The following is a 12,917-nucleotide window of genomic DNA, read 5'->3' on the forward strand; positions in this document are numbered from 1 at the left end:
AATATAAGGAGATGTACAAATTGAAAAATAATATGAATCAACTAATCATCATACTTTTAGCTTTAGGGGCTTTTGTAACAGGAACAGCAGAATTTGTTGTTTCTGGAATTTTAGAACTGATTTCTTTTGAATTAGATATTTCAATTTCAATGGCTGGTCAGTTGATTACGATTTATTCTTTATCTTATGCTATTGGAGCTTTGATCTTGGTCATGCTAACGTCTAAATTGAACCGTAAAAAAGTGCTTTTATATGCTATCTCTTTATTTATTTTAGGAAATCTAGTTGCATTTTTCAGCTATAGTTTTGTCCTTCTTATGTTATCCAGAGTCATTATGGCGATGAGTGGAGGGCTATACATTGTTGTTGCCACCAATTATGCTGCGCAAATTGCAGTTCCAGAAAAAAGAGGTAGTGCTATGGCAACAGTCATTACAGGTTTCACTGTTTCATTAGTACTTGGAGTGCCTATCGGAACATTTTTAGCTGGACATTTTGATTGGCACTATATTTTCTTAATCATTGCGCTTGGCACATTTTTTTTAATGATAGGACTTTACAAATTATTACCAGCTACAAAAGGAAATCAACCGATGCCATTTACACAACAGCTACAAATTATAAAAGATAAACGAATCCTTACGGGTTTAATGACAACGATCTTTTGGATTTTAGGATATACGATGGTATTTGCCTACATTGCTCCATTATTAAGTCATACTGCTGGCTTTTCTATTGAAATGACAAGTATTGCTTTATTTGTTTTAGGCACTTTTGCTTTTATTGGTTCACGCTTTGGAGGATATGCGGTAGACAGATGGGGACCTAATAGAACAATATCATTAAGTTTATGTGTTCATATCATCTCTTTATTTGTACTGGCATTTACACAGTATAGGACAGTTGGTGTATTTGTCACACTAGCTTTTTGGGGAGTAGCAACTTGGACAACGACACCTGCAAAGCAGTTTTATCTGATTTCACTGAAACCACAATCCTCTGAAACAGTACTCAGTTTTAATACCGCCTTAATGAATGTGGGAATGATGATTGGCTCTGCATTAGGAGGAATCATTATTCAATATACTAATATAGAAAATTTAAGCTGGATTGGTGGATTATTCGTTATACTTGCACTTATTTTTATCAGATATTCTTTCTATTTAAACAGAAATTTTATGACGAATCACCAATTTTAAGGATACAAATACTCTCCAATACCAGCATTTCAAAAACTTGTTGAAGGTTTTGAAAGGGGAAATCATCACCCACCTTTGCAGTTGTGAAGGGAGAGGAAATGTATATTAGAACGAACGTACCGAATATCAAGTTCGCTGTGCATTTAACACCTTTTGTATTGAAGAAGAGAACAAGGAAACTTTCATTAGAGTATGACTAATGAGTATAGGATTTGATAAATATTTTAGTTATTCCATTAAAGGGCGCGATTGTGGAAGATCACAGGCATAAAATAATCAAACTTTTTTATAAAAGATCTATACTAATTCACAAGAGAAGAATCCGTTTTGATCAATCTTTTTTCAAAACGGATTCCTTTTATTTAACGTAAAATACGAGTTTGAAAGGTAATTTTGATCAAACACTATTTTAAAGCCACATTTAGAAATAAAGAAAAGACACTCTTATATGAGTGTCTTTTCTGATAGTTTTTTAGCAGAAGCAAGCAGCTCCAACTATGATTAATAAAATAAATAATACAACTAATAAAGCAAAGCCACCAGCAAAACCGCCGCCACAACTACCACCAAATCCCATAATAGATCCTCCTTTTGATAAGAGGGTAAAACAAGGGTTCACTCAAGTGCCTTAACGGGTTCATTTTATCTTATGTTTTTATAGAGTAATTGAGCAGGTCCTTTTAAAAAAGAAAAGACGCCCTAAGGTACCTTCTAAAATTTGAATTACTGTATTTTTTAGTTGGAAGGAGGTGGAATTCTAGATGCTGCAAAACGTGTGCCGTTACCTGCTAAAAATGGACCGGCGGGGTTAATTATTACAGGTATAATTCTTTATGTAGCTAATAATGGCGATGATATGATAGAAATTTATGATATTGCAAATCCGATATTACCAGTATGTGGAGGTGAATTTAATGGTGGGAATTTAAATCAGCCTATAGGAATGGCTATCTTTTCGTTATTTGGCTAGTTTTCTTTGGATGATGGGTGGGGGCCTCCATCGCTATTTGAGCTAAGCTTATGTAAAGTCACTTAAAGGTGAGATTGTTTTTTGTTAGGGATACCGCCAGGATTTTCGAAATAAACCACGTTAAGAATATTCTGATATAACAAACCATCATTTGTGTTGCTTTAAGGCATGAGAATACCAATGAAAAAAGTTATTAATGCAAAGCGATTTATCAAAGCAATTTAATTTTGAATACAATATAATTTAAATTAGCGATAAAATGACTCGAAAATCCTTAGCGTGTTTTTTTCCGTTTGGCAGTCTGTACCCCATATATGGTTTGAGCTTATTTGATTACGAATAGTGATAAAAACAAAAAAGTATATAGTTATTAATAGGTATTTTAGTCTCTTTATTTATAGTGTTTTGAATATATATTTCTGTTAGTGGTTTTAAGGGTACCAGTGGATATGAATGTAAACTAATATCTGAATGTTTACATTGGAACCTAAAATTGAAATTCAACATACAATGCCATGAGCATTTACAACATAGTTTTAGCCAGAGCAATAAGAAAAATCATAGCAATTGCTGTGGTTTTTCTTATTGATGAAATGGAAAGTGAATTTCTATTCAAAAGTTTACTTTCGAATTAGAAGAAGGAAGTTTTTGGTATCCGCTACCGAATTTAACGATTGTAATACATTGTTCTTTACAATTTAAGGATGGAAAATTATAAAGTTTCGCTACTTCCGGTGGTGTAAATGTTGTTCTTACAGCTGCACTTGTAATTACGTTTTATTCATATATAAAAATATACAGGTGCACTTGGTGGTAGTGGGAATTCTTAAGTTGATGTACATGGGACGATTTGTATTCTTAACCTGATAGACATGTTATTAAATAATTTCTGAACCAGAACTAAAAAGACCACCCTAAGGTGGCCTTTTTATGTAGGGCGGGAAAACATCGGTCTTCCCTTCGGGTTGTCCCAATGGAAAGGGCGTTTTGTTTCCAAAACTGTTTTTCCTAATTATATAGTATGCAAGAGTTTCAGTTTCAGCTTTTCTTGATGCTACTCCTATAGACACGTTTCTGTATCTAGCTGTGGCGCTATGCGTGTAGGAAATCCTTCGTAAAATGCTGTTTTTCCAATGCTTTTTACGTATTCCATCTATTACTTTCGCTAAACTCATTTCTTGTTCTTACTGCGTTACGTTATCCAAAAGAGAAACTTATTTCTCTCCTTCCTGGATTAAATTTGTTAGAGAAATGTGTATGCTGAAAATGGATGGTCCAGTCTATTTTTGATGTGAAAAATAGAAAATAGTCTCATATTCGGAATTTTGTCTATTATTATCAAATTCTCTTTTTATTAAGTCCTCCAATTTATACCCATTTAAATTTAAACAAGTACCTAACTAACCTTGTTTACCATATATTGCTCTCAAAAGTAGAATTATGATGTTAATTAATCCATATGGTTTATATATAATTCAATGTGGTCAATTTAGTAATTACTCTCCACAATATTTATCTAGATTAACTCCATTGTATTCATTATATTATCCAGAGTATCATTATAATTATTATGTTAATTGGGATTATGGGAGATGGAATAATGAAGACAATGGAACGTCAATACATGATATTCATAGTTCTGAATCGGAACGAATGAGTTGGGTGAGCAGTGGGTTAGATTATTTAGGGCATGAGATAGATCATGCAGTACATCATCCTTCTTCTGTAATACCTCCTGTGTGTCACGGTCATACTGGATACCTGACAAATAAGTTTGAATTAGAACATAAAATCGAAAATGGTGGTTGGGTTGCAGCTTGGTCTGATGACATTGCAGAAAAAGATGTATTACAGGGAGTAGTAGCTGCAGGTGTATCTGTATTTAGCGCTAATCCAACTGCTTTTTTGTACTGGATAAATGAATTAGTAAATCGTACTATTTCATCTATACAAACTGATGCACAACACAAGTTTACGGCTGAGATGAGGAGAGTAGCTAATGAAATAGCTGCAGATGTTATTAGACGAGCAATTCAAGGGAAAAGTCCATTAGAGACCTTTAAACGATTTGATACATTTGATTTTAAAGCAGGGGCAATAAGATATTCTGGTAGAAATATGGCTTGTGGAAATACAGTATCTACTACTTGGGGAATGAAGCCTTATATTGCACTTAGAGTGCGCTAAATTTATAAACCTGAAGATAAGGAGAATAGTTTCTAACAGTGGAAGTAATGAATGGATTTGTTCCTATAAACAATACAGAGAAGTGATGTTTATATAACTTAAGGAAGAAGGGGCTCAAATTGAGTAGCCCCTTCTTTTTTATTTAAATTCTACATGAAATTTATTGTCAATGATTCCAAAAGCAACTTTACATGGGAAAGGATTTTTTTCTGTTGAAGCATTACGCATACAAGAAAGTACCCAATATTCCAGTTCTAAAGGTAAGCGGAATACTTGAATACTACCATCAGTGTTTTTTACTGTTGCAATCGGTGTATTTGCCCTGGTTGTAGCAAAACCTTCTGTTTTTATCATTGCTACTGCATTATTAGTATGAAAACCAGTGCTTAAAATTTCATAAAGCATTCCATCTTTCTCATTTATAATCGTAGGTATGCTTAAATAGGGATAGTTCTCTATATCATTATGAATAACTGTTCTTGCTGTATTCTTTCTTATCTGATTCCCTTGCATTTTATACACTCCTTAACAATCCCAATGTGATTACTTAAATCTATTCTATTTTACGTCCATTATGTTAGAAAATTGTAGTGTCATCTTATTATAAAAAGAATCGGTACATATAACAGCACTATTTAGCGGATAAATATCAACAACAGTCATACAACTTGAGAGAAAATAGCCATCTTCATAATATGTAATTAATATTTTTTCTTCTTTCCATTCATTTCTTAAAAGCATAGTTAGTTCAGTCATATCTCGTCCTATATACATACTTTCATCTTTATAATATGTAGTTTGAATGAGGATTAAAATAATATGTGGAAGTTTAAAAATATAATTAAGAATAGCTTTTAAATGGATTGGTTACATTATTGATTGTGGAGGTGAGAAAGATGAACAAAAAACAACAAGGGTATAACAAGGCAACTTCTGGTGCTAGCATTCAAAGTACAAATGCTAGCTATGGTACAGAGTTTGCAACTGAAACGAATGTACAAGCAGTAAAACAAGCAAATGCACAATCAGAAGCAAAGAAAGCGCAATCTTCTGGTGCTCAAAGTGCGAATGCTAGTTATGGCACAGAGTTTGCAACTGAAACAGATGTGCATTCTGTGCAAAAACAAAATGCACAATCAGCTGCAAAAAAATCATAATCTTCTAGCTCAAATCAGTAATGAAAGAAAAACACTTCTCTAACTCGAGAGAAGTGTTTTTTATTTGGAACAGTGTTTTAATCGTCCCTTAATATTTTACCCTTTAGGTGACTTATCAAGAAAAACTTAAACACCCACATTGATTGCGAAGGGACAAATTAAATTCATAGGGAACTAAAAAGAAAACAACTGGTTAGTTTGAATCAGGTGATTTTCTTTTTTACTGTGTAATGGGTTTGTTTATAAGGGGATTATCTTTGACTATGGCGCTATGTGGATGTGTATAATTCCGACAAAACATTGCAAAGAATGTGCGAGCTTCGTCGATGGATTTTAAGAGGTATTAGCCCTTTAATATGGAATTTTCCTTATAGGAGGTGGCGTAGCGCTATGTCAGAAGCAGAGATAGTATATACCAGCAATGAAGTCTATAGTCGTTTAGGAGTAAGTGGCAGCACACTTAGAAAGTATTCGGATGTTCTTGAACGTGAAGGGTATGATGTAAGAAAGAATAGTCGAGGGAGAAGGGAATATACAGAGTTTGATGTTTTGCTTATTGAACAGTTAGTAGAGTTGAGTAAGCAAGATGGTATGACTTTAGAAAAAGCTGCGAAAATGATTGCGAAGCAGTTTGGAATTGATAATAAGAAAGAGGAATCCCAGGGGACAGATCCAGTTCCTTATCAGATGCAGTATCAATTCCAGCAACAATATAGCGCTATGATAGAAGAAATTAATAAGGTGCAGCAAGCGAATCTATTAGAAATGGAAAAGAGACTCGGTAATCGTATAGATCAAAGAAACAAATTAATCGAAGAGGATATTAAAGAAAGAAATAAAGTAATAATGGAAGATATGAAAGATCGTAAGGAACGTGAAGAAAGGATAGAAAAAAGGTTAGAGCTAAGAGATGATAATCTTATGAAGATGGTCAGAGAGATTCAAGATGCTAAACGTACTATTGTATCAGCACAGGAAGAAATAGCGGCAGCAAAAAGGAAATCCTGGTGGAAGTTTTGGAAATGAGTACATTTATTGTTAAGTGTACTCATTTCTGTGATAAAAGGGAAAATATGCTTGTCCTTTTTATTTATGCTAAACTATAATTCCACATACCGTAATTTATATAAGAATTGAATTATATGAAATAAAAGAATTTTGAGAACAACAGAGCACATACATAGCCTGGTGCACTTATATATTTCAAGTGTATGAAAAAATGTCACAATAGGGATATATGTTGTTATTTGATTTACTAACAATACATAGTGAAAATCGCCTGGTTGATTTGCCCTAAATCAATATGGGGCTATTCGTGTTTACTTTTATTTGTTTTGTAATAAGAGGTTGTAGCATTCACTTGTTGCCCTTTTTTATTATTATTTTTAATAATTTCACGTACCGTAATAAAAATAAACTTTAGCGATTGACACAATAATCTCTAGAGTGTTACGTTTTTAATGGTAAAGTAATAAGAGGTTTATTATTTAGATGCAACATATATAATGAAAAAAGATGTTGGAATACGTTTAGAAAAAGGAAAGTGTTCTTCTTATTGTCTTTAAAGTTAAATATACAGATAATACAATTATATTAAATGAGCCTTACATTTAGGGAGGAAGAAAGTAAGATGTTTAAAAAAGTTACACCGGTTGTGGCTTCTATTATAGGATCTAGTCTTTTACTAACAGCTTGTAGCAGTGGGGAAAAAGAGACTGGTAATACAGCGAAGGCAACTAACAAGAATGAAAGAAAACAATCCATTAATTTGCCGTATATAGCGGAGATCCCAACAATGGATGTAACAAAAGCGACTGATAATGAATCAATGAATGTAATGCGTAATGTGTTTGAAGGTCTATATACGCTTGGGGAAGACAATAAAGTGGTTCCTGGTGTGGCGAAATCTTATGATGTGAGTGAAGATAAAAAAACGTACACATTTCACTTGAGAGAATCAAAATGGTCAAACGGAATGCCTGTTACCGCTGAAGACTTCGCTTTTGCTTGGAAAAGAGCTGTGAATCCTAATACAGCGGCAGAATATGCGTTTTTGTTCTTTGATATAAAGAATGCGAGGAAGGTAAACAGCAAAGAGTTGCCTGTAAATCAGTTGGGGGTAAAAGTAATAGATCATAAAACATTAGAAGTGCAATTAGAACAACCTGTTCCTTATTTCATTCAATTGACAACATTTCCAACGTTTTTACCGATAAGCCAAAAGTACTTTGAATCAAAAGGGAATCAATATGGCCTAGAAGCGGATCAATTAATATATAACGGAGCATTTACGTTAGATAATTGGAAGCATGAGCAAGGTTTTCAACTTAAAAAGAATGCGAGTTACTGGGATTCTAAAACAGTTAAATTAGATGAAATAAACTTCGATATTGTAAAAGATAAGTCGACAGAAGAGAATTTATATGAATCGGGTCAAGTTGATCGTGTAGGGCTAACAGGTGAATTTGTTGATAAATATAGAAATAATCCTGACTTCAAGGAACGTCCTGAAGTTACTGTACAGTTCTTACGTTTGAATCAGAAAAACGAGATATTGAAAAATAAAAATGTAAGATTGGCAATCAGTAAGGCGTTTGATAAGAAAGATTTTGTGGAAAAGCTCTTAAACAATGGTTCACTTCCAGCGGAAGGGATTGTACCGTTCAATTTTGCGAGGGGAACGGATGAAAAAGACTTCCGGAAAGAAAATGGAAATTTAGCAAAATATGATGTGAATGCAGCGAAGGAAAGCTGGAAGAAAGCCAAACAAGAGCTAGGTAAAGAGGAAGTAGTATTGGAGTTGCTAACTAGTGACAATGCGTTAGCGAAGAGAAATGCAGAGTATTTTAAGGGGGAACTTGAAAAGAATTTGAACGGATTAACCGTGAATGTTAAACCGCAGCCACGCAAACAACAAATTGAATTGTTATTAAGTAGTGATTATGACATAGGTATTGATGTATGGGGGCCTGATATTCCTGATCCTATTACTTTCTTAGACTTATTTTCGACAGATAGTACATATAACTTTGATAAGTATTCAAATAAGCAATATGATGAACTAATTTATAAGGTGAAAACCGATTTAGCTGATGATGAAAAGGCACGTTGGGAAGCAATGAAACACGCAGAGAAAATATTATTAGAAGATGGAGCAGTAGCGCCGATCTACCAACAAGGAAGATCATATTTACAACGTTCTTTTGTCAAAGATATTGTGACCAACGATTTTGGTGGAGAATTCAACTATAAATGGGCTAAAGTTAAAAGATAGGTGGGTAAATTTGAAATATGATGAAGAAAAGGAATAGGTAAAAAAGGAGTTGATTTCCGAATCCTTTTAGTTATAAATAATGTGGAGTTAGAGTATAATTTTATATGGGTATATGGTATTAGATGAACGCTTTATCCTTTAATGGTGATTAATGAGGGATTGTAAGGGGAGGGGCTTACAGCCCTTTTTTTATGGTGTTCTATAAGTTTTCTTATATAAGTAGATGCAGTTTGTATCAAGTAAATTGATATACCTTTGAAATAAATTTGTACCGCTCTATCCCTTTGTATGAAGGGGTATTTTTGTGCACATGTGTACAATTACACATGTGCACAAAAAAACAAAAAATACGCTATTCTTTCTGTAGAATCATAGGAAAGGATGGCGTTTTTATATGTCTATTTCAGTATCTGATGAGTTACAATTATTTGCTCAAGAAATTCAAAGCTTTTTATTCCCAAATATCTTACGAACTCTTGCTAGAGATGTTGGTTTTGTGCAACGAAACTATGAACCAAAATGTCGCTACGATGTCTTTAACTCAGTTATCTAGCTGTTTAGAAGCATCAACAGAAGGACTGAACCAACGATTTAATCAAGCAGCCGTTCAATTTTTACAACATATAAAAGAGGAAGTCCTTATTAATGTCATTTTGTCACCTAACTGCATTTATTAAGTTATGATAAATATTTTCGGAGGTGACATATGTCAGAGAAAAATGAGTTTGAATTACATGAGATTCTATACGGATCGGCATTTGATCCGAATTTAATTGGTTCGAAACTTCCATCAATTCCTCCTTTTACATTTCCGACAGGATCGACTGGGTCAATCGGACCAACAGGATCAATGGGACTAACCGGACCAACGGGGTTAATATCTACCAATCGGATTTACGTAACAAATGTTAATAATGACAACGTTTCTGTGATTAGCGGGGCGACTAATGCCGTGATTAGTACTATTCCAGTGGGGAGTACTAGACAGGGAGTAGGAGTCAATCCATTTACTAATCGCATTTATATATCAAATGTTAATAATAACAACGTTTCCGTGATTAGTGGGGCGGCTAATGTTGTTATTGCGACTATTTCGGTGGGGAGTTCTCCAGTTGGAGTAGGAGTCAATCCATCTACTAATCTTATCTATGTAACAAATGCTAATAATGACAACGCTTCCGTGATTGATGGGCTAACAAATAGCGTGATTGCGACTATTTCGGTGGGGGGGGCTCCAGTTGGAGTAGGAGTCAATCCATCTACTAATCAAATTTATATAGCAAATGGCTATAATAATAACGTTTCCGTGATTAGTGGAGCGACTAATGCTGTAATTGCGACTATTTCAGTGGGGATTAATCCAGTTGGAGTAGGAGTTAATACATCTACTAACCTTATTTACGTAACAAATCTAAATAGTAACAACGTTTCCGTGATTGATGGGCTAACAAATGGTGTGATTGCGACTATTCCAGTGGGGAATGGTCCATTTGGAGTAGGAGTCAATCCTTAAACCGAATATAAAACACTAGGCGTGATAACTAAGGTTACTTTCACATCCGAAAACTATGTAAATATTATGAGAAAAGACTCTATTCTTTAGGAGAGTCTTTTTCGTTGTTATAGAAATCGTTTAATTAGGTATGACTCACAACATTAGCTATACAGCTAGATAGCATGCTTGCAATAATTGATTGCATTCTAATTCCATATTTACTTTTAATAGTATAATTTTTCGTTTTGGGGATAATTCAAAAAAATAGCTTGATGGTCATGGATTGTACCAGAAATTAAGGTAATATCTCATGTGAAAAATTACATTTAGCATTTTTTAAGAAAAACATAAATAAAAATAAACTAAAATGAGGTGATATTATGGGAGAGAAAAAGCTACATTTAGGTTGTGGCCGGACCATTCTCGAAAATTGGATAAACCTTGATGTAGTCAAACAAGATGGAGTAGATGTTGTCGCTAATTTAGATGATTGTAAAAATAAGCGTTTACCCTTTGAAAATGATAGTATTGATGAATTTTTAGCTGAACATTTATTAGAACATATACAATATCCTTTATTCTTAATGGAAGAGTTACATCGCATTGCTAAACCAGATGCAAAAGCAGTTTTTAAAGTGCCTTATGGATCAAGTGATAGTGCTTTTGAAGACCCAACGCATGTGAGACAATATTTTTTACATTCATTTGATTATTTTTGCCAACCTTGTTATTGGCGTGCAGATTATGGGTATAGAGGCGATTGGTTAATTGAAAAAATTATAATCATTGTAGATGCAAACAAATATCAAGGGAAAACTGGGGCAGAGATATTAGATGATGTGAATAAGTACCGGAATATCGTTCTTGAAATGATAGTTGAACTACGAGCTATAAAACCAATTCGAGAACCACAACGTGAACTACTTACAGCCCCACCTATTGAGATTCGTTTAGGTACTACGTTTTAGGTGGAAAATCCAAATTAAAATAAAATAAAGATATCTATAACAGAGGTGCGTAGATGATTACAATTAGTTTATGTATGATTGTAAAAAATGAAGTTGAAACACTTAATAGATGTTTAGAATCAGTTAAAGACATCCCTGATGAGATTATTATTGTAGATACAGGATCAACAGATCAAACGAAACAAATAGCTAGTAAATGGACGAAACAAATTTTAGATTTTAAATGGATAGATGATTTCTCAGCAGCTCGAAATTATTCTTTCCATCAAGCTTCAATGGACTACATTTTATGGTTAGACGCTGATGATATACTTTTACCAGAAGAACGTAAAAAGCTACTTGATTTAAAACAATCAATCACTCAAAAAATTGATGCGGTTTCCATGATTTATCACGCAGAAATTGATAAATTTAATAATGTTTTAACTAGCATTCGCCGCAATAGATTAGTTAAAAGAAGTAAAAATTTTCAATGGCACGGCGTTGTTCATGAAGATCTAAGTATTCATGAACAGTATAATTCTCTCGAAAGTGACATCATAGTCACCCATAAAAAAAATTATGCCGATAATGAATCAGATCGAAATCTCAAACTATATGAACAATTTTTGAAAAAAAATAAAGGTAAGCTGACAGTTCACGATATATTTCATTATGCCCGAGAATTACATAAACATAAAAAATATAAACAAGCCATTGAATTTTATAACAAGTTCTTAGACTACGAAGATATCCAATTAGAACATAGGCTTTTTGTTATGCATAAATTAGCTAGTTGTTATCATCTAATCGGAAATTTTAAAAAAGAAATAGAAATCACATTTCAGTCTTTAGAATATGATGTTCCTCAACCAGAATTTAGTTGTCGCCTAGGTGAATTCTTTCTTAAGAAGAATCAGTTTTCTCAAGCTGCCTATTGGTATGATCAAGCTATAGAAGCACCTTCAGCCAATTCTGCTCATTTCATTGAACAACAACCCTTTAAAACTTGGTTACCGCATAAACAATTAGCATTTTGCTACTTTCAGCTAAAAGACTATAAACAGACTTATCATCATAATAAGATGGTTCTTCGTTACTTACCAACTGATGAGGAGACCCTTAATAATATTAAATTAATTAAGGAGTTAATAATGACTGATGAACAATCATAGGATGTTTGTTCATCTGTAAATTGAACTACCCCCACTTTTACTTCGTTTAGAAAAGGGGGTAGTTCAATACTGTATTAGCATGGAATAAATATAATAAAATTCAATAAGTATAGACAAAAAAGCTTATCTTTTAGCACTTAATGATAAGCTTTTTTATTGTTTTCTTCACCTCTTTTTCATTTTAGGGGTGATTTTATTTTGTTAGCTTGATAGTAATGTGATTTAACCCCTGTAAATACAGTTTTAAAATTTAGGTTATATATTAATGACGTTACACCTGTTCAAGAAAGTGAATTAGAAGGTACGACTCTTTATGTAGCAAATGCTGAGGGTGACACGGTAGAAATTTATAATATTTCCAATCCGACAGTTCCAGTACGTGTAGGAGAGTTTAATGGTGGAAATTTAAATGATCCTGCTGGATTAGCTATAACAGGAGATATTCTATATGTGGCGAATACTAATGGTGAAACGGTGGGAATTTAGATAGTCCGACTATATTAACCATTTTTT

12 protein-coding genes and 4 pseudogenes are annotated in these 12,917 nt (G+C 33.4%); 12 read left to right on the forward strand and 4 right to left on the reverse strand.

Annotated elements, in window-relative coordinates; translation table 11 throughout:
* Positions 1-11 precede the first annotated feature (11 nt).
* Positions 12-1,199, forward strand: a complete 1,188-nt coding sequence (locus tag MR136_RS23535; protein ID WP_139365869.1) for an MFS transporter — start codon at positions 12-14, stop codon at positions 1,197-1,199.
* Positions 1,200-1,671: 472 nt separating this feature from the next.
* On the opposite strand, the gene MR136_RS23540 is transcribed toward MR136_RS23535, so the two are convergent.
* The gene (locus tag MR136_RS23540) at positions 1,672-1,776 is read right to left on the reverse strand and encodes a YjcZ family sporulation protein (protein ID WP_000505684.1); all 105 of its coding nucleotides are present in this window, start codon (positions 1,774-1,776) and stop codon (positions 1,672-1,674) included.
* Between the two features lie 162 nt (positions 1,777-1,938).
* Between MR136_RS23540 and MR136_RS23545 the strand changes: the two genes are divergently transcribed.
* The gene (locus MR136_RS23545; protein WP_078421281.1) at positions 1,939-2,169 is read left to right on the forward strand and encodes a hypothetical protein; all 231 of its coding nucleotides are present in this window, start codon (positions 1,939-1,941) and stop codon (positions 2,167-2,169) included.
* A 1,058-nt stretch (positions 2,170-3,227) separates the two neighbouring features.
* On the opposite strand, the pseudogene MR136_RS23550 reads toward MR136_RS23545, so the two are convergent.
* Positions 3,228-3,485 (reverse strand): annotated as a pseudogene (locus tag MR136_RS23550) (Y-family DNA polymerase); the annotation flags it as partial.
* Positions 3,486-3,612: 127 nt separating this feature from the next.
* Here MR136_RS23550 and MR136_RS23555 point away from each other — a divergent pair.
* Complete coding sequence (locus tag MR136_RS23555) at positions 3,613-4,356, forward strand: hypothetical protein (RefSeq protein ID WP_078421280.1); 744 nt, start codon at positions 3,613-3,615, stop codon at positions 4,354-4,356.
* A 138-nt stretch (positions 4,357-4,494) separates the two neighbouring features.
* Here MR136_RS23555 and MR136_RS23560 read toward each other — a convergent pair whose 3' ends face one another.
* Positions 4,495-4,869 carry a hypothetical protein gene (locus MR136_RS23560; protein ID WP_242259637.1) on the reverse strand — a complete coding sequence of 125 codons (375 nt, stop codon included), beginning with the start codon at positions 4,867-4,869 and terminating at the stop codon, positions 4,495-4,497.
* 45 nt (positions 4,870-4,914) lie between these two features.
* Positions 4,915-5,112, reverse strand: coding sequence for a YolD-like family protein (locus MR136_RS23565; protein WP_071728591.1), 198 nt, complete (start codon positions 5,110-5,112; stop codon positions 4,915-4,917).
* A 125-nt stretch (positions 5,113-5,237) separates the two neighbouring features.
* Between MR136_RS23565 and MR136_RS23570 the strand changes: the two genes are divergently transcribed.
* The 9 genes and pseudogenes from MR136_RS23570 to MR136_RS28660 form a co-directional block, all read left to right on the forward strand.
* Positions 5,238-5,513, forward strand: coding sequence for a gamma-type small acid-soluble spore protein (locus MR136_RS23570; RefSeq protein WP_071728590.1), 276 nt, complete (start codon positions 5,238-5,240; stop codon positions 5,511-5,513).
* A 390-nt stretch (positions 5,514-5,903) separates the two neighbouring features.
* Positions 5,904-6,539: a DUF3967 domain-containing protein gene (locus MR136_RS23575; RefSeq protein ID WP_071728572.1), complete on the forward strand. Its 636-nt coding sequence runs from the start codon at positions 5,904-5,906 to the stop codon at positions 6,537-6,539.
* Positions 6,540-7,143: 604 nt separating this feature from the next.
* Positions 7,144-8,787, forward strand: a complete 1,644-nt coding sequence (locus tag MR136_RS23580; RefSeq protein ID WP_078421278.1) for a peptide ABC transporter substrate-binding protein — start codon at positions 7,144-7,146, stop codon at positions 8,785-8,787.
* Between the two features lie 394 nt (positions 8,788-9,181).
* Positions 9,182-9,428, forward strand: a pseudogene (locus MR136_RS23585) (IS4 family transposase); the annotation flags it as partial.
* 65 nt (positions 9,429-9,493) lie between these two features.
* Positions 9,494-9,724: pseudogene (locus tag MR136_RS28655) on the forward strand (exosporium leader peptide-containing protein); the annotation flags it as partial.
* Positions 9,725-9,757: 33 nt separating this feature from the next.
* Complete coding sequence (locus tag MR136_RS23590; RefSeq protein WP_283160154.1) at positions 9,758-10,300, forward strand: YncE family protein; 543 nt, start codon at positions 9,758-9,760, stop codon at positions 10,298-10,300.
* A gap of 362 nt (positions 10,301-10,662) precedes the next feature.
* Complete coding sequence (locus tag MR136_RS23595) at positions 10,663-11,250, forward strand: class I SAM-dependent methyltransferase (protein WP_071728570.1); 588 nt, start codon at positions 10,663-10,665, stop codon at positions 11,248-11,250.
* Between the two features lie 53 nt (positions 11,251-11,303).
* On the forward strand, positions 11,304-12,404 hold the full coding sequence (locus tag MR136_RS23600; protein WP_071728569.1) for a tetratricopeptide repeat-containing glycosyltransferase family 2 protein: 1,101 nt from the start codon (positions 11,304-11,306) through the stop codon (positions 12,402-12,404).
* A 297-nt stretch (positions 12,405-12,701) separates the two neighbouring features.
* Positions 12,702-12,890, forward strand: a pseudogene (locus MR136_RS28660) (hypothetical protein); the annotation flags it as partial.
* Positions 12,891-12,917 lie beyond the last annotated feature (27 nt).

The sequence above is a fragment of the Bacillus cereus group sp. BfR-BA-01311 genome (genome assembly GCF_022664295.1).
In the GTDB taxonomy this organism is placed as follows: Bacteria; Bacillota; Bacilli; order Bacillales; family Bacillaceae_G; genus Bacillus_A; species Bacillus_A cereus.

Coding starts and splice junctions, on each gene's coding strand:
- MR136_RS23535 (WP_139365869.1), top strand. CDS start 12: ATGTACAAATTGAAAAATAATATGAATCAACTAATCATCATACTTTTA.
- MR136_RS23540 (WP_000505684.1), bottom strand. CDS start 1,776: ATGGGATTTGGTGGTAGTTGTGGCGGCGGTTTTGCTGGTGGCTTTGCT.
- MR136_RS23555 (WP_078421280.1), top strand. CDS start 3,613: ATGTTAATTAATCCATATGGTTTATATATAATTCAATGTGGTCAATTT.
- MR136_RS23560 (WP_242259637.1), bottom strand. CDS start 4,869: ATGCAAGGGAATCAGATAAGAAAGAATACAGCAAGAACAGTTATTCAT.
- MR136_RS23565 (WP_071728591.1), bottom strand. CDS start 5,112: ATGACTGAACTAACTATGCTTTTAAGAAATGAATGGAAAGAAGAAAAA.
- MR136_RS23575 (WP_071728572.1), top strand. CDS start 5,904: ATGTCAGAAGCAGAGATAGTATATACCAGCAATGAAGTCTATAGTCGT.
- MR136_RS23580 (WP_078421278.1), top strand. CDS start 7,144: ATGTTTAAAAAAGTTACACCGGTTGTGGCTTCTATTATAGGATCTAGT.
- MR136_RS23595 (WP_071728570.1), top strand. CDS start 10,663: ATGGGAGAGAAAAAGCTACATTTAGGTTGTGGCCGGACCATTCTCGAA.
- MR136_RS23600 (WP_071728569.1), top strand. CDS start 11,304: ATGATTACAATTAGTTTATGTATGATTGTAAAAAATGAAGTTGAAACA.